We start from the raw sequence: 15,159 nt of genomic DNA, 5'->3' as shown, positions 1-15,159 counted from the left end.
TGTTGACGAGTGGCTTCCTAGTGTTGTCCGCATGGGAGACGTTCTGTTCAGCGCGGTCGCCGGGTTCGGCGCCACCATGGCCCTCATCGTCGCGATCGGCGCGCAGAACGCCTTCGTGCTGCGCCAGGGCATCCGGCGCGAAGCCGTACTCGTCGTGGTGCTGATCTGCATCTTCTCGGACGCCATCCTGGTCAGCCTCGGCGTCGGTGGGGTCGGAGCGCTGGTGGGGACGTCACCGGAAGCGCTCACCATCGTCGCGCTGGTCGGCGGCGCTTTCCTGCTCTGCTACGGCGCCCTCGCGGCCCGTCGCGCGTTCAAGCCGTCCGCGCTGGAGACCGGCGGCCCGGAGACCGGCGGATCGTTGCGCCGCATCGTGCTGACCACGCTGGCGATCACCTGGCTGAATCCGCACGTCTACCTCGACACCCTTCTCCTGCTCGGCGCCATCGCGGCCGGACACGGCAGCGATCGGTGGGCGTTCGGCGTGGGTGCGGTGTCGGCCAGCGTGATCTGGTTCCTCGCGCTCGGGTTCGGCGCGCGGCTGCTCAGCGGGTTCTTCCGCAAGCCGTCGTCGTGGCGGGTGCTGGACGGGCTGGTCGCCGCGACGATGATCGGCCTGGGCGTGGCGCTGGTGGCCGGGGCCTGATCACGGCAGGCGAGCCAGCATTTCGGCGGTGAGCACCAGATCGGCCGCGGCCGCCGAATCGCGGATGGTCGCGGGCCTCGTCGAACCGGGGATCGCGATCATCGACGGCGACTTCGCGAGCAGCCAGGCCAGACACACCCGTTGCGGGCTGACCCCGAGATCTTCGGCCACGGAAAGGAATTCCCCGTCGATGCCGCGGAGCGGGCCCCACGGCAGGTAGGCGAGCCCGAGCTCGGTGCACAGGGCCAGTTCCGGTTCGTGCGACAGATTCGCGGGCGCGTGCTCGTTCTGCACCCGAAACCAGTGTCCCGCCGAGGATTTCCCGCGCTTCGAGGATCTGCGCGCGGGACACGTTGGATATCCCGGCGAGCCGGATCTTGCCTTCGTCGGCCAGCTCCTTGATCGCACCCACGGAATCCGCCCACGGCACGTTCTCATCGGGCTTGTGCAGCTGATAGAGCCCGATGGCGTCGACGCCGAGGCGTTTCAGCGACCCCTCGCAGGCGTTCCTGAGGTGCGCGGGAGTCCCAGTGACGGTCCACGAACCGTCACCGGGACGGCCACGGCCGCCCTTGGTCGCGACGAGGACCCCGTCCGAGTCGCCGCGGACGGCCAGCGCGTCGGCGATGAGCATCTCGTTGTGGCCGGTTTCGCCCGCGTGCCAGTGGTAGGAGTCGGCCGTGTCGATCAGCGTGACACCGGCGTCGAGCGCGGCGTGGATCGTGGCGATCGCGCGGTCCCGATCAGGACGGCCCTCGATCGACAGGGGCATCGCGCCCAGCCCGATCGCGCTCACTTCGACGTCTCCGATGTTGCGGTAACGCATGGGGGTCATGCCTTTCTGGCGTCTTCGATGGCTGCGCCGAGCCAATCGGTGGTGGAGGAGAAGGAAAAGCCGAGGCCGGTCGCGCGCGAGGTGTCCAGGACGGCGTACCGGTCGAACGAGAACGGCGAGGCGTCCCGCTCGACGACCCGGAACCGGGGCTCGATCGAGATCGCGCGGGCGATGTCCACGGCGGTAAGTCCGCCGTGGGAGCCGGCGTTGACCGGACCCGTGAAGTCCGCGAGCGTGGCCCAGGTCAGGAAGTCCGCGATCTCACTCGCGTGGATGAACGTCGACGGCCGCGGTCCCGCGTGGATGTCCACGGCGTCCCCCGCGTCCAGCCGTTCGACGTAATGGCGCAGCCGCCCGGTGAAATCCTTTCCGCCGAGGACGTGCGCGACGCGCACCGACGCGAACGGTGGTTCTCCCGCCGCGAAGACCGTCTCGGCCTGCCGCTTGCCTTCGCCGTAGTCGTACGAAGGTGCCCCGAGGTCGACCGGCACGGAGGAGACCAGCGATTCGGTCATCGGCGTCTCCGTCCTGACCTGGTCGTAGACCTCGATCGTGGACGTCATGACGTAGCGGTCCGTGCGGAGCACACGGCGCGCGATTTCCGCCTGGACCGGCGTGTAGCAGACCTGGTCGAGCACGACGTCGAAGGAACGAGACCGCAGAGCGGCCTTCAGGCCGGCTTCGTCGTCGCGGTCGGCGAGCAGGTGAGCGACGCCGGACGGGGCAGGTGCGGAGCCACGGTTGAGGACGGTGACGTCCGAGCCGGCGTCCCGCAGCCGCTCGACCACCCCGCGGCCGAAGTACCGGCTTCCGCCGAGAACGAGCACTCTCATGTGCACGAGCTTCATGTCCACAAGTGTTACGGTGGCGATCCGGGCACTTGAAGGGGAGAACATGGGTGAATCGGCGGAATCGCTGAAAGAATCTCGGTCGAATCGCGGTTTCGCTGAAAGCTCACTGGACGTGATCGACCGGCGACTCCTGGAACTCCTCCAGGAGGAAGGCCGCATCACTCTGAGCGAGCTCGGGCGCCGCGTTTCGCTGAGCCCCGCCGCCGTCGGCGAGCGGGTCAAACGGCTCGAAGCCGACGGCACGATCACCGGTTACGCGGCGCTCGTTTCGCCCGCCGGGATCGGACTGGGGCTGCGGGCGTTCGTGCGGATGGCGCCGCACAGCGGGTTCACCGTCCGCCATCCGCGCACGCGGAAGATCATGGACCGCCCCGAAATCCTCGAGCTGCACCATGTGGTGGGCGAGGACTGCTGGATCCTGAAGATCGCCGTGCGCGACACCACCCACCTGGAGGAGTTGCTGGAGGACCTCTCCGTGCTGGGCGCCACGACGACGTCGATCGTCATGTCCAGCCCGATCGAACGACGAGTGCTCCTGCCCTTGTGATCCATCACAAGAACTGACAGGCAAGTCTGGTCGTTCTCCTGGTTCAGCTCGTCGCTTTGTGACGCAGGATGACTCGCATCACATACTGACGAGTAACCGGAGGCAGGGATGCGGGCTCGGATCCTCACCACGCTGATCGCGGCCTTGACGTTCACGATCGCCGTCCCGGCGGCGGCGAGCGCGGCGCCGTCGAGCGGCTGGAACGACTGGTCGTGCAAGCCGAGCGCGAACCATCCCGAGCCCGTCGTGCTGGTGCACGGTCTCGGCGGCAACGCGACGACCAACTGGTTCCACCACGCGCCGAAGATCGAGAACGCCGGCTACTGCGTCTATTCGCTGACCTATGGTGCGACCGTCCTGGGTGGACAGTTGTTCGGCGGGCTCGCCTCCATGCGGAAGAGCGCCGTCGAACTCGGCGTGTTCGTCGATCGCGTGCGAGCGAGTACCGGTGCGGACAAGGTCGACATCGTCGGGCATTCCGAGGGCACGACGATGCCGGCGTACTACCTCAAATTCGAGGGAGGTGCGGAGAAGGTGAAGCATTTCGTCGGGTTCGGCTCGAACTTCAAGGGCACGTCGCTCAACGGCCTCTCCGGCCTCGCCAAGGCCGTGCTGTCGTTGCCCGGTATCGATCTCCTCGCTGACGGCGTCTGCGGGGCGTGCCGCGAATACCTGGCGCCATCGGACTTCCTCGACGACCTCGCCCGTGACGGCGTGACCGTGCCGGGGCCGACCTACACGAGCATCGTGAGCCGCCACGATCGAGTGGTCACGCCGTACACCAGCGGTGTGCTGGACGAGCCGGGCGCGACCGACATCGTGCTGCAGGACAAATGCGGCTCCGACGTTTCAGGGCACCTGAGCCAGGCGATCGATCCGAACGTGACGAGCCTGATCCTCAAGGCGCTCGACCCGGAGAACGCGCCCGCGCCGAAGTGTGTGCCGTTCTTCGCGCCGCTGTAGGGGTCAGGGCCTGGTCGCGTGCACCACGAACACCGACCGGACCCGATCCTCGGTTTCGACGTCGAGCCGTTTCACGGTCACCTCGGTGAAGCCGGCTCCGGAGGCCAGTTCCGCCGCGTCGTCCTCGGTTTCCGGCAGCTTCAGGTCGGTGGGGACGATCGCGGCGAACGCCTCCGACGGCCGGAACGCCGACGCGATCGGCAGGCTGAAGCCGACGCGTCCGCCGGGGCGCAGCGCGCGCAGCCAGTCGCGCAGGGCGGCCGCGCCGAGGAAGTGCAGCGAAGACGCGCACAGCACGGCGTCCGCGCCCTCGTCCTCCACCGGCGACGGAACCGCGGAAGCCACCTGCCAGGTGATGCGCTTGCCGGGATCGTGCGTCGCCGCCTTCGTCTCGGCCTGGGCGATCATGCCCGGCGAGATGTCGATCGCGAGCACTTCACCCGGCTCCAGGCGCAGTGCGGCGAACGCGGCCACCCCCGTCCCGGTCGCGACGTCGAGAACACGCTCGGGTGCCGTGCAGCCGAGGCCGTCGACGAGCGCGTCGGCGACCAAGCCGTGAAAGGTGTCTTCGTCGTAGCGCGCGGCGATGCCGTCGAACAGCCCGGCCGCGATCTCCTCGCTCACGACCGCGACCTTATCCGGGAGGCGGCGGCGTCCGGCGAAACCCAGGTCGGCGCGGTGATACCAGGACAGCTCGGCGTCGCCTTCGAGCCAGCAGAGCAGGACGTCGGCGCCGTCGAGTTCGGCGGGGAAGTCGATCAGGAGCGGGGCGAATCCCTTCAGCTCCGCGCCCGTCCTCTGGACGGTGGTCATCAGGTCGTCCAGCCGGGCCTGCGCGGCCTTCCATTCCGGCATCCCGCCGAGCGAGGTCTCGCGGCCGCCGGGGCGCAGGGACGCGGCGAGTTCGGCCGCGTCGGCGCGGAGCCGGACCAGTTCGTCGAGCACGGGGCGTAGCCGGGCGAGCTCGGCGCGGGCTTCGGGAACGGTGAACAAACCCATGCGCCGATGGTCCCAGCCCGCTCAGCGGCGCCGCCGGGCGAGTCTCGACGCGAGGCCCGCGCCGGTCAGGAGGAAGCCCGTCGCGAGCAGTCCGCCGATGAACAGCCAGCTCGTGACGCCGTAGGTGACGTCGTTCTGCGGCAGATACTTCACCAGCCGGAAGCCCCATTCCGGGACCGCGATCGTGGCCACGCCGGGGGCGACACCCCAGACGAGGCCGCCGAGGATCGGGCCGGTCGCCGAGAGCGCGCCGAGCAGTCCGACCGACAGCAGGAGGACCCCGCCGCCCACCAGGAGACCGATGCTGAGGACGTCACGCTGGGTGCTGAGCGTCGCCTGGACGAGCATCTGCTGCCGCAGGCCGCCCCAAGCCAGCAGGCCGAGGGCGACCGGCGTCAGGATCAGCCCACCCGCGCCGCTGAGGACGCGACGCACGCCTCGGCCCGCGCGCGGGTCTTCGGATCCCAGGTCGTCGTCGAAGGGCTCGTACGGTTCATACGACTCGACGTCCTCGTACGGCCTGCGCGGGTCCTTGGGTTGCTCGTACTCGCCGTACTCCTGGTAGTCCTCGTCGTCGTACTCCGCGACGTACCGGTGCGTTGACATGGGCGGGTCACCTCCCTGCACCGGACTACGGACGCCGGCCCCCTTCGGTTCACTTCGATCTCCGGCGGATCGCGTTTAGCCCCCTAAACGCGATTTGAGCGGCGCCGCGAGAGGGTGCCGACCAAACCGGCTCCGATCAGCAGGAAACCACTCCCGACCAGCGCGCCCATCACGAGCCAGGTCACCAGGCCGACGCCGAGGCCGCTGCCGCCGACGTCGTAGACGAGGCTCATGGCATCTCGCGGGCTCAGGAGGAACGCCAGGCCCGGCAGTACTCCCCACAGCAGCCCGCCCAGTACCGGCCCGAGTCCGGACAGCGCCCCGAGGAACGCGACGCCGAGCAGGAGCAGGCCGCCCAGGACCAGGAGGACGATGCCGAGCGGGTCCTCGCTGATGGACAAGGAGCGCGAGAAACCCCGCTGGAGCAGCGAGCCGCCGTAGATCGTCAGGCCGAGCGCGACCGGCGTGAGCAGGACACCGCCGAGCCCGCTGAGCACCCGGGGCACCGCGCGACCGCTTTGCCTAGGCTGGGCGTAGGGATCCGGCGCCTGAGGCTGCTCGTACGGAGGCACGGCGTAGGGGTTGGTCGACATGGGATCGCCCTTTCCGGTGGGCCGGCGGAGGAGTGTTGTTCGATGATGACGCGGTCGCCATCGTTCCCGTGACGGCCGGATGGCCGTCGTACGACCGAGTGACGTCGGACACATTCGCCTCGTGGAGACTTGATACCGACCACTACTGGAACCATCCAGCACCGTTAAGCAGTACGCTTGTACCGCTACCGGAGACTGAAGTAGAACGCGAAGATCCGCGGAAGGAGCACCGCTGCTCATGGCCAAGATCAAGGTCCAGGGCACCGTCGTCGAGCTCGACGGCGATGAGATGACCCGCATCATTTGGCAGTTCATCAAGGACAGGCTGATCCACCCGTACCTGGACGTGAACCTGGAGTACTACGACCTGGGCATCGAGGAGCGGGACCGCACCGACGACCAGATCACCATCGACTCCGCCAACGCGATCAAGAAGCACGGCGTCGGCGTCAAGTGCGCCACGATCACGCCGGACGAGGCGCGCGTCGAAGAATTCGGCCTGAAGAAGATGTGGCTCTCGCCCAACGGGACGATCCGCAACATCCTCGGCGGCGTGATCTTCCGCGAGCCGATCGTCATCCAGAACATCCCGCGCCTGGTGCCGGGCTGGACCAAGCCGATCATCATCGGCCGTCACGCGCACGGTGACCAGTACAAGGCGACCAACTTCAAGGTCCCCGGCCCCGGCACGCTGACGATGACCTACACCCCGGCCGACGGTTCCGAGCCGATGGAGTTCCAGGTCGCGCAGTACCCCGAGGGCGGCGGCGTCGCCATGGGCATGTTCAACTTCCGCAAGTCCATCGAGGACTTCGCGCGCGCCTCGCTGCAGTACGGCCTCGACCGTGAGTACCCGGTCTACATGTCGACCAAGAACACCATCCTGAAGGCCTACGACGGCATGTTCAAGGACGTGTTCGAGGAGATCTACCAGGCCGAGTTCAAGGCCGACTTCGACGCCAAGGGCATCTCCTACGAGCACCGCCTGATCGACGACATGGTCGCCGCGGCGATGAAGTGGGAGGGCGGCTACGTCTGGGCCTGCAAGAACTACGACGGTGACGTGCAGTCCGACACGGTCGCGCAGGGCTTCGGCTCGCTGGGCCTGATGACCTCGGTGCTGCGCACCCCGGACGGCAAGACCGTCGAGGCCGAGGCCGCGCACGGCACGGTGACCCGGCACTACCGCCAGCACCAGCAGGGCAAGCCGACCTCGACCAACCCGATCGCGTCCATCTTCGCGTGGACTCGTGGGCTCGAGCACCGCGGCAAGCTGGACTCGAACCCGGAGCTGATCGGCTTCGCGAACAAGCTGGAGCAGGTCGTCGTCGAGACCGTCGAGAGCGGCAAGATGACCAAGGACCTCGCGCTGCTGATCAGCAAGGACCAGCCGTTCCAGACCACCGAGGAGTTCCTCGCGACGCTGGACGCCAACCTGGCCGAGAAGATCGCCCAGGGCTGAGTCTCGTGAACGCTTGAAGGCCCCCTTCCCTCGCGGTAGGGGGCCTTTTCGCGTGGTGACGGTGGGTAGCCCGTGACCGGCCGGGGTTGGCGCCTCCGGGTGGTTGGCAATCCGGGATCTGGGCGACCGCCCCGGCTTCTGCCACTCTGGACCGGACAGAAAACGATTCCCTTGTTCGAGGAGTGACCATCATGGCCATCTCGAAACCGGTCTTGTTCATCGGCGGCGGACTGGCGCTGATCGTCGTCGTCGCCATCTCGGGGCAGGACAGGGAGTCGAGCGCGTCGAGCCCGACCGGTTGCCAGGTCGTGGTGACGGCCGACGTGCTCAACGCGCGCGACACCCCCGGTGGGCAGAAGATCGTCGGCAAGTACGTCAAGGACACGAAGATCGACGCGCAGCCGGTGGTCGAGAAGGGCTTCCGCAAGATCGCCGAGGGCAAGTGGGTCTCCGCCGAGTTCGCGCCCCCTGTCGAAGGCGCGAAATGCGGCCCGTGACCTGGGGGTTCGCGTTTTGCCCGCGAAACGCAGGTTGGGCGCTGGCCTGGGGGTTCGCGTTTTGCCCGCGAAACGCAAGTGGGTGCCTTCCTCGGCCGCCAGCACCTCGCCGCTGAACTCCTTCCGCGCTTCGGCCACCGAGATCCCGCGGTCGGAACCGGGCCAGAAGTGGGTCAGCAGCAGCCGCCGGGCGCCGCCTCGCTCGGCCCAGTACCCGGCCTCGCCCGCCGTGGACACCAGACGCGGCGTCTCGTCGGGCGACGGTCCCTGAAGCGTGGCGTCGGCGATGAGGAGGTCGGCGTCGCGCGCCAGTTCCGCGAGGATCGGGCTTGGCCCGCTGTCGCCGGTGTAGGCGACGGTGAGCCCGGGCGCGGTCAGGCGGACCCCGTAGTTCGGCACATGGTGCGGAAGCAGGAACGTGGTCATCCGGAACGGGCCGACCTCGCGCGGCGGGCCGAGTTCGCGCACGTCGAAGATCGTCGTCGGATGCGGTCGCGGCTCCAGCGCTTCGAGCCGGCGCACCGTGCCCGGCGTGCAGTGCAGCGGGATCTTCGGCTCGTCCGGCAGCCCATAGGCACGGGCCCGGCCGAGCGCACTCACATCGGCGCAGTGATCGGGATGCTCGTGCGTCACCACCACGGCGTCGATCCGGCCGCCCGGGCAGTGTTCGAACAGCCGTGACGCGGCGCCGTAGCCGAGGTCGAGAACGACCTTGAAACCCTCGTGGACCAGGAGGAAGCCGGCGCAGGCCCGGCCAGGTTCCGGCCAGGCGCCGCAGCTGCCCAGCACGGTCAGCTCGCTCATGCGCGCAGTCTCGCAGAGCGAACGCCCTGCCGGTTCTGTCGGACCCCCCAGGTAGCGTGCGACGGGTGCTGACCGTCTCCACTGTGAATGTCAACGGCCTTCGTGCCGCCGCGAAAAAGGGCTTCGTCGAGTGGCTGGGCTCGACGAAGGCCGATGTCGTCGCCTGCCAGGAGGTCCGGGCCGAGCTCAAGGAGCTCCCGGCCGGTGCCGCCGCGCCCGAAGGCTGGCACGTGGTGCACGCGCCGTCGGCGCAGAAGGGGCGCAACGGCGTCATGCTCTTCAGCCGGGCGGAGCCGGAAGAGGTCCGCATCGGTTTCGGCGAGCCCGAATTCGAAGACAGCGGCCGCTACGCCGAGATCCACCTGCCGAATGTCGTGGTCGCGAGCCTGTACCTGCCCAGCGGCGACGTCGGGACCCCGCGCCAGGACGAAAAGGAGCGCTTCATGACGGCGTTCCTGCCGTACCTCGTCGACCTGCGCGCCAAGGCCGAGGCCGGCGGCCGTGAGGTCGTCGTCGTGGGCGACTGGAACATCGCTTACGACAAGATCGACCTGAAGAACTGGCGGGGAAACCAGAAGAGCTCGGGCTTCCTGCCGGAGGAGCGGGACTGGCTCGGCCGCGTGTTCAGCGAGGCCGGCTACGTCGACGTACAGCGCAAGCTCGACCCGGAAGGCCCCGGCCCGTACACCTGGTGGTCGTACCGCGGGAAGGCGTTCGACAACGACACCGGCTGGCGCATCGACTGCCAGATCGCCACCCCCGGCCTGGCCGAGCGGTGCACCTCCGTCGTGGTCGAGCGCGCCGAGTCCTATGACCGGCGCTGGTCCGACCACGCGCCGGTGACGGCCACCTACTCAGGCTGAGCAGCCGGCAGGCAATTCCGGATCCCGGCTGTTCGCCGTGACCTCCGGGATCCGGTCAGGCACAGCTGCTCGATCTCAAGAAGCGCGAGATCGAGCAGCTGTGCCGGGCACTCAGTGCGCCGCCTCGATCTGTTCGGCTCAGCCGTGAGTGACAGGTTCGACCTGCGGTCCAGCGGCGTCGACGTGTTCGTCGAGTTCGATGCTGGGCCGGGGTTCGACTACTTCGTTCGGAAGGAAGGCCTTGAGCGGGTCCTGGGTCGTCCCGTGGACCTCATCAGTGTGACCAGCATTCGCAATCCGTACTTCAAGCATCAGGTGCTGGAGACTCGGGAGCTGCTCCATACAGCGTGATGCTCGGGCTTACCTTTGGGACGCCTTGAGGGCAGCGGAACTGCTGAGTGAGTTCAGCAAAGGCGAGGGCTGTCGAGCGTCGGTGCGAAATCATCGGTGAGGTGCTGAACCAGCTGTCCAAAGCGGATAGCGACTTGGCGGCGCAAGTGCCGGATCTTCCGTAACATCCTCATCCATGGGTACGTGACGGTCGACGATGCCTTGGTGCGGCAGGTGCTCACAGAGCGGCTTCCTGGGCTGATCGGCGTCCTGCGGCGGTGGCAAGACGCGTAGGTCCGACCACGCGCGCCCGTAACGCCGATGTACTCCGGATAGGCTGCACGCCGGGAGAATCGGGGGTCGCGATGGAGACGAACGAAGCCAGGCGCATCGAGGCGACGAACGCCGAGCGCTACGCGATGTCCGGCCAGTACGGGTGGGAGTTCAGCCCGGACGCGCCGAACATGCTGGAACGGTGGACGGTGCTGCCGTTCAACCAGCGCGGCGACAAGCGGATGGCGTTCGGCGCGCTGAGCGGCATGTATCAAGGGCTGCGGTTCAGCGTCTTCGACTACCACCGCCGCCCGACGGTCACGAGTGTGCACACGCGGTGGACCAACAAGAAGGTCAACGAGCTCGACACGATCTCGATCGACACGGTCTGGGCCGTCACCCTGCCCGCGCCGATGCCGAACTTCCAGATCGTGTCGAGCATCGAGTCCGCCTGGGACGTCGAGCAGTATCCGGAGCCCGCCACCGCGGACCGGAAGTTCAACCGCTGGTACAAGCTGATCGACACCGACCCGAACGTCGCGGTCGGCGTGCTGACGCCGCAGGTCGCCGCCACGATGCGGTCCTTGAAGCTGCACACCTGGTCGCTGGTGGGTGCGGAACTGGTTTACGTCGAGAATCCGACCTTCGGCCGGACCAAGCCGGATGACTTGCTCTCGACGCTGGGGCGTCTCGCGCAACTCGTGTCGCTGCTGCCGTTCCACCTCGGCGGCGGTCAGCCCGCCCCGCAGCAGCCCCAGTACCCGCACCAGCCGTATCCGCCGCAGAACCCCGGCTATCCGCAGCAGTACCCGCCTCCGCCGCAGTACGGACAGCAGCCGTATCCGCCGCAGCATCACGGTTATCCGCCACCGCACTACCCGCCACCGCAGTACCCGCAGCCCGGGTATCCGCCGCCGGGGTACCCGCCGCGCGGCTACTGACGGGACTTCGCGCTCTCCGTCCACACTGGACTCTCGACGAAGTGGTTGTCGAACTTTTCCTGGCTGTCCAAGAGATCCTGGACGGTCGCTTCGCCGTGTCCGACCTTCTCCAGTAGGCGGAAGTAGTCGAACCGTTCCACGCCGGGGATGAACACGATCAGGACGTCCGCCGACGAGTCGACGGCCGCGCGGAACGCGTGTGTGGTCAGTGGCGGGACGACCAGCATGTCGCCTTCGGAAACGGTGACGATTTCTTCTCCCACAAGGACTTCCAGCTTTCCGCCGAGTATGAAGAACATCTCGGAGGAGTCGGTGTGGTAGTGCGGCGCGGCCCCATCGGCGCCGACGCCTAACCGTGTTCGCGCGCTGCTCATGACTCCGCCTGTGGTCGAGATGTCGGCGAGCAGGGTGACAAGGGTGGGGGCCGCACCGACGGTTTCGGCTTCGGCGGCGCGGACGAGGACGGCTTCACGGGTTTCGATGCGCTGGGTCATGCCTGCGATAGTTCCATCACTGATAGTTCGCTGTCAAACTATCTCCTGTCGAATAGACTGCGTCCGTGAGCGAAGAACGAAACACGGACGCGATCGACGCGGTCGTCGGCGCGTGGCGCCGCGAGCGGCCGGAGCTGGACTTGACCGCGATCGGGGTCGCCGGGCGACTCGGTCGCGTGGCGATGCTGACCACCCCCATGGTGGAAGCCGTGTTCGCGAAGCACGGCTTGAAGCAAGGGGAGTTCGACGTGCTCGCGGCGCTCAGGCGATCCGGGAAGCCGTACACGCTGATCCCGTCCGAGCTTTCCGCGACGCTGATGATGTCCAGGGCCGGGATGACCAGCAGGATCGACCGGCTCGAGTCGGCGGGGCTGGTGGAACGGGCGCTGGATCCGGAAGACCGGCGCAGCTTCCGGGTCACGCTGACCGGGCGCGGGTTCGAAGTCGTCGACGCCGCGATGACCGAGCATACGGCGAACGTCGCGAAGCTGCTCGCGCCGCTTGGTGACGACCTCGGCGTCCTGGACGCTTCGCTGCGACGACTGCTGACGTCCCTCGAAAGCTGAAGGGGCCCTTCGCCGCGTCACATGCGGCGAAGGGCCCCTTCAGCACCCTGGATGGATCAGCAGTACAGGTTGCCGCCCGGGCTCACGCCGAGGATGCCGGTGAACTGCTGGTACTTGTTCACGCGGCTCTGCACCTGGGCGGGGTTGCCGCCGTTGCACTCGATGCTGCCGTTGATGCTGCGGATGGTCTCGCCGAAGCCGCGGCTGTTGACCATCGCGTTGTGCGGGGTCATCGTGCCGGGACCGTTCTGGGTCATCCAGTACCAGATGCCGGTTTTCCAAGCGACCGCCGCGTCGTTCTGCACCAGCCACGGGTTGGTCAGCAGTGGCAGGCCCAGCGCGTCGCCGGCGGCCTTGTAGTTGAAGTTCCAGCTCAGCTGGATCGGGCCGCGGCCGTAGTACGCGGCGTTGCCCGCCGGGCAGCCGTAGGACTGGCTCGTGTCGCAGTAGTGCGGGTAGTTGGCCTCGTTCTGTTCGACGATGTGGACCAAGCCGCCGGTCTCGTGGCTGACGTTCGCCAGGAAGGCCGCCGCTTCCTGCTTCTTCACGGTGTCGCTGCCCGTGCCCGCGAAGGCCGGGTATGCGCTCAGGGCGGTGACCAGGCCGTTGTAGGTGTAGAAGGGGTTCCGGCTCGGGAACATCTGGTTGAACTGGGCCTCGCTGACCACGAAGCCGGACGGGTTCGGCGGGTTGGTCGTGCCGCCACCGCAGGCGCCCTGATCGGCCCAGACCTGCGCGCTACCAGGGGTTTCGTTCTGCGTCCACCACTTCGCGGACCAGTTGTGCCCGTTGTGGGAGGCGGTGTTGCCGCCCCAGTAGACCGAGCTCGCGTTCCACGGCGCCACGCAGTCCGCGGCGGAGGCGGACTGGGCCGGGACGACCACGGCGACCGTGGTGGCGGCGAAGGTGGCGGCGACCGCCGCGAGAATACGTCGAAGAGACATCGGTGGCTCCTTCGTACGAGGGGACCATGCAGGGAGATTGGTCTATACCTTTTAAGGGGTATGGCCAACAGGTATAAACCATTGCGGACAAGAAACCAACCGCGGAAAGCCGGATACCGCCTGTTCGGCCGCGTGTGACAGTCGAATGGTCCAACCCTGTCCGGTTTTGTCGGAAACCGATCTTGAGCTCGACAACTCTGAGAAGAGGGGTGCTCGAAACATCCCCCCTGTGAGGGGCTACTCTCGTGCCCCGAGTTGATCAGAACCCACAGGTCTTGACACGCTCGGTAGTTTTTTGACCAGCAGCCTGGAAATGCTCACTCGTTCGGGTTAGCGTTCCGGTTCGGCAAAGTCACGTCACGGGAGGCACTCCGGTGCGGAACCCAGTTCATCTCCTGGTGCGATCGGCCATGCCCGCGGCGAGGGCCGCGGCGGTCGTCGCGATCCCGGTCGCGCTGCTCGTCGCGGGCGCGGTACCGGCATCGGCCGCGGACACGACGTCGCGGTCGGAGATGGCGTTCGGTCTTCTGGGCCCGGTCGGCTTGATCGCCGTCGCGCTCGGCATCGTCGGGATGGCCTTCGGGGTGTTCCGCCAGCGCCGGAAGGCCCGCGCGGCCGCCGTCGCCCCCGCTCCCGCCCCGGCGCAGCCCGCCACCCCGCACGTCGCCGCGATGGCCGAAGCCGTGCTCGCGGACGACGCCCTCACTCGCCAGCAGCGCCCCTGACCTGCGCCTCCCGGCCCCGGATCGCGATTAGGGGGCTAAACGCAGGTCGGTGCCCTGGGCCAGGCAGATCGCGATTAGGGGGCTAAACGCAGGTCGGCGGATTTCTTGGGTAGGTACACCTAGTCCGGCCCGGATTGTTTAGCCGCTCGCTGATCGCCACGCTCGGGTCCATGACGGTGACACGGCGTCGCAGCCGGCCCGGTGACCCCTTCCCCCGCGCCCTGGACCGGGCGATCACGGACAGCGGCCTCGGCCTCGACCGGATCCGGCACCGGCTCGCCCTGGAGGGTGTCCGGGTCAGCGTCGCGACCTTGAGCTACTGGCGGACAGGAAGAAGCCGCCCCGAGCGATGCGACTCCCTGAAGGCGGTCGCGCTGCTGGAGCGGCTCTTCGAACTTCCGCACGGTTCCTTGCTGAACCGGCTGGGCCCGCGTCGCCCCCGGGGACGGTGGGGTGACGCGGGGACCGGATCAGACGCCGGAGTTGGTGCGGATCCAGCTGCGGAAGTAGGGGACGTCCACGTAGATCGACGGCCCGGTCGCGCAGGTGCTGCTGTTGTTCCCGGCGCGGCTGGTCGCGCCGACCAGCTGCCAGACACCGCTGACCTGCTTGACCTGCGGGCCGCCCGAGTCGCCGTAGCAGGCACCCGAGTTGCCGTTGGGGTTGTTGGTGCAGATCTCGCTGGCGGCCCGGATGCCGCTGCACCGGGTGTCGGCGACGATCGAGGTGTTCAGCTCCTGGAGGTTGATCGGGGCGCCACAACCACCGCGGACGGGGCAGGTCTGGCCCCAGCCGATGATCCGCGTCGCGGTGCCAACGGCCCCGGACGAAGCGGCGATCGTGACCGGCGCCTGCGACACCGCCGTCGAGAGACGCAGCAGCGCCAGGTCGGCGCTCGGGTGGGCGATGCGCTGGGCCACGCGGGCGACGGTGCCGCCGCTGGTGCGGTTCGTGGTGCCGACGCGCACCTGGTACGGCGTGCCACAGTGCGCCGCGGTGACCACCCAGGTCGAGCTGATCAGTGAGCCACCACACTGGTGGCCGCCGGAGCTCGACTGCTGGGACACCATGAACGAGTAGACCTGGGTCGCGTTGCCGCCGCCGACGATGTTCGGCTGGACGCCTCCGGTGGGCTCGGCCGCAGCCGCGACGCCGGAAAGCGAGAAGACGGCCGCGGCCGCCATGGCCAAGCCCATCAGTAGGGATCGTGCCTTCATCTG

20 protein-coding genes and 2 pseudogenes are annotated in these 15,159 nt (G+C 68.0%); 12 read left to right on the top strand and 10 right to left on the bottom strand.

Annotated elements, in window-relative coordinates; genetic code table 11:
• Positions 1-31: 31 nt before the first annotated feature.
• The gene (locus AC069H_RS24330; RefSeq protein ID WP_378443405.1) at positions 32-646 is read left to right on the top strand and encodes a LysE/ArgO family amino acid transporter; all 615 of its coding nucleotides are present in this window, start codon (positions 32-34) and stop codon (positions 644-646) included.
• Here AC069H_RS24330 and AC069H_RS24325 read toward each other — a convergent pair whose 3' ends face one another.
• Positions 647-940 carry an aldo/keto reductase gene (locus AC069H_RS24325; protein ID WP_478233922.1) on the bottom strand — a complete coding sequence of 98 codons (294 nt, stop codon included), beginning with the start codon at positions 938-940 and terminating at the stop codon, positions 647-649.
• Positions 941-1,031: 91 nt separating this feature from the next.
• A pseudogene (locus AC069H_RS24320) lies at positions 1,032-1,376 on the bottom strand (aldo/keto reductase); the annotation flags it as partial.
• On the opposite strand from AC069H_RS24320, the gene AC069H_RS24315 reads away from it, so the two are divergent.
• Positions 1,327-1,467 (top strand): hypothetical protein, encoded by a 141-nt coding sequence (locus AC069H_RS24315; protein WP_478233921.1) that lies wholly within the window; start codon positions 1,327-1,329, stop codon positions 1,465-1,467. The pseudogene AC069H_RS24320 and the gene AC069H_RS24315 overlap by 50 nt on opposite strands.
• Before the next feature lie 10 nt (positions 1,468-1,477).
• Here the strand turns inward: AC069H_RS24315 and AC069H_RS24310 are convergent, their stop codons facing one another.
• Positions 1,478-2,329 (bottom strand): NAD-dependent epimerase/dehydratase family protein, encoded by an 852-nt coding sequence (locus AC069H_RS24310; RefSeq protein ID WP_478233920.1) that lies wholly within the window; start codon positions 2,327-2,329, stop codon positions 1,478-1,480.
• 115 nt (positions 2,330-2,444) lie between these two features.
• Between AC069H_RS24310 and AC069H_RS24305 the strand changes: the two genes are divergently transcribed.
• Together AC069H_RS24305 and AC069H_RS24300 are read left to right on the top strand one after the other, a co-directional pair.
• Positions 2,445-2,879: an Lrp/AsnC family transcriptional regulator gene (locus AC069H_RS24305; RefSeq protein ID WP_340684637.1), complete on the top strand. Its 435-nt coding sequence runs from the start codon at positions 2,445-2,447 to the stop codon at positions 2,877-2,879.
• A 108-nt stretch (positions 2,880-2,987) separates the two neighbouring features.
• Entirely contained in the window at positions 2,988-3,842 is an 855-nt protein-coding gene (locus AC069H_RS24300) for an alpha/beta fold hydrolase (protein ID WP_478233919.1), read from the top strand.
• 3 nt (positions 3,843-3,845) lie between these two features.
• On the opposite strand, the gene AC069H_RS24295 is transcribed toward AC069H_RS24300, so the two are convergent.
• The 3 genes from AC069H_RS24295 to AC069H_RS24285 form a co-directional block, all read right to left on the bottom strand.
• A complete protein-coding gene (locus AC069H_RS24295; protein ID WP_478225067.1) occupies positions 3,846-4,841 on the bottom strand; it encodes a DUF2203 family protein in 996 nt (331 codons plus the stop codon).
• Between the two features lie 21 nt (positions 4,842-4,862).
• Positions 4,863-5,447: a hypothetical protein gene (locus AC069H_RS24290; protein ID WP_478233918.1), complete on the bottom strand. Its 585-nt coding sequence runs from the start codon at positions 5,445-5,447 to the stop codon at positions 4,863-4,865.
• 83 nt (positions 5,448-5,530) lie between these two features.
• Entirely contained in the window at positions 5,531-6,040 is a 510-nt protein-coding gene (locus AC069H_RS24285; protein ID WP_478233917.1) for a hypothetical protein, read from the bottom strand.
• A 238-nt stretch (positions 6,041-6,278) separates the two neighbouring features.
• Here AC069H_RS24285 and AC069H_RS24280 point away from each other — a divergent pair, with 238 nt between their 5' ends.
• A complete protein-coding gene (locus AC069H_RS24280) occupies positions 6,279-7,502 on the top strand; it encodes an NADP-dependent isocitrate dehydrogenase (RefSeq protein ID WP_340684632.1) in 1,224 nt (407 codons plus the stop codon).
• Between the two features lie 191 nt (positions 7,503-7,693).
• Positions 7,694-7,999: an SH3 domain-containing protein gene (locus tag AC069H_RS24275; protein WP_340684631.1), complete on the top strand. Its 306-nt coding sequence runs from the start codon at positions 7,694-7,696 to the stop codon at positions 7,997-7,999.
• Positions 8,000-8,065: 66 nt separating this feature from the next.
• Here AC069H_RS24275 and AC069H_RS24270 read toward each other — a convergent pair.
• Positions 8,066-8,803: pseudogene (locus AC069H_RS24270) on the bottom strand (MBL fold metallo-hydrolase); the annotation flags it as partial.
• Between the two features lie 56 nt (positions 8,804-8,859).
• On the opposite strand from AC069H_RS24270, the gene AC069H_RS24265 reads away from it, so the two are divergent.
• The 4 genes from AC069H_RS24265 to AC069H_RS24250 all read left to right on the top strand — a co-directional run bounded on the left by AC069H_RS24265 (position 8,860) and on the right by AC069H_RS24250 (position 11,210).
• Positions 8,860-9,666 (top strand): exodeoxyribonuclease III, encoded by an 807-nt coding sequence (locus tag AC069H_RS24265; RefSeq protein WP_478225071.1) that lies wholly within the window; start codon positions 8,860-8,862, stop codon positions 9,664-9,666.
• A 114-nt stretch (positions 9,667-9,780) separates the two neighbouring features.
• Complete coding sequence (locus AC069H_RS24260; RefSeq protein WP_478233916.1) at positions 9,781-10,017, top strand: nucleotidyltransferase family protein; 237 nt, start codon at positions 9,781-9,783, stop codon at positions 10,015-10,017.
• Positions 10,018-10,200: 183 nt separating this feature from the next.
• Positions 10,201-10,290 (top strand): hypothetical protein, encoded by a 90-nt coding sequence (locus AC069H_RS24255; protein ID WP_478225073.1) that lies wholly within the window; start codon positions 10,201-10,203, stop codon positions 10,288-10,290.
• Between the two features lie 71 nt (positions 10,291-10,361).
• Complete coding sequence (locus AC069H_RS24250) at positions 10,362-11,210, top strand: hypothetical protein (protein ID WP_478233915.1); 849 nt, start codon at positions 10,362-10,364, stop codon at positions 11,208-11,210.
• On the opposite strand, the gene AC069H_RS24245 is transcribed toward AC069H_RS24250, so the two are convergent.
• Positions 11,204-11,704: a cupin domain-containing protein gene (locus AC069H_RS24245; RefSeq protein ID WP_478233914.1), complete on the bottom strand. Its 501-nt coding sequence runs from the start codon at positions 11,702-11,704 to the stop codon at positions 11,204-11,206. The genes AC069H_RS24250 and AC069H_RS24245 overlap by 7 nt on opposite strands.
• 65 nt (positions 11,705-11,769) lie before the next feature.
• Between AC069H_RS24245 and AC069H_RS24240 the strand changes: the two genes are divergently transcribed.
• Positions 11,770-12,270, top strand: a complete 501-nt coding sequence (locus AC069H_RS24240; protein WP_478225076.1) for a MarR family winged helix-turn-helix transcriptional regulator — start codon at positions 11,770-11,772, stop codon at positions 12,268-12,270.
• Between the two features lie 56 nt (positions 12,271-12,326).
• On the opposite strand, the gene AC069H_RS24235 is transcribed toward AC069H_RS24240, so the two are convergent.
• Positions 12,327-13,214, bottom strand: coding sequence for a glycoside hydrolase family 19 protein (locus AC069H_RS24235; protein ID WP_125798268.1), 888 nt, complete (start codon positions 13,212-13,214; stop codon positions 12,327-12,329).
• A 398-nt stretch (positions 13,215-13,612) separates the two neighbouring features.
• Here AC069H_RS24235 and AC069H_RS24230 point away from each other — a divergent pair, with 398 nt between their 5' ends.
• Positions 13,613-13,939, top strand: a complete 327-nt coding sequence (locus AC069H_RS24230) for a hypothetical protein (protein WP_219154100.1) — start codon at positions 13,613-13,615, stop codon at positions 13,937-13,939.
• A 470-nt stretch (positions 13,940-14,409) separates the two neighbouring features.
• Here the strand turns inward: AC069H_RS24230 and AC069H_RS24225 are convergent, their stop codons facing one another.
• The gene (locus AC069H_RS24225; RefSeq protein WP_478233913.1) at positions 14,410-15,156 is read right to left on the bottom strand and encodes a S1 family peptidase; all 747 of its coding nucleotides are present in this window, start codon (positions 15,154-15,156) and stop codon (positions 14,410-14,412) included.
• Positions 15,157-15,159: the final 3 nt, after the last annotated feature.

Source organism: Amycolatopsis sp. NPDC043887, assembly GCF_056435665.1.
This window is presented reverse-complemented; position numbering and strand designations above follow the sequence as displayed.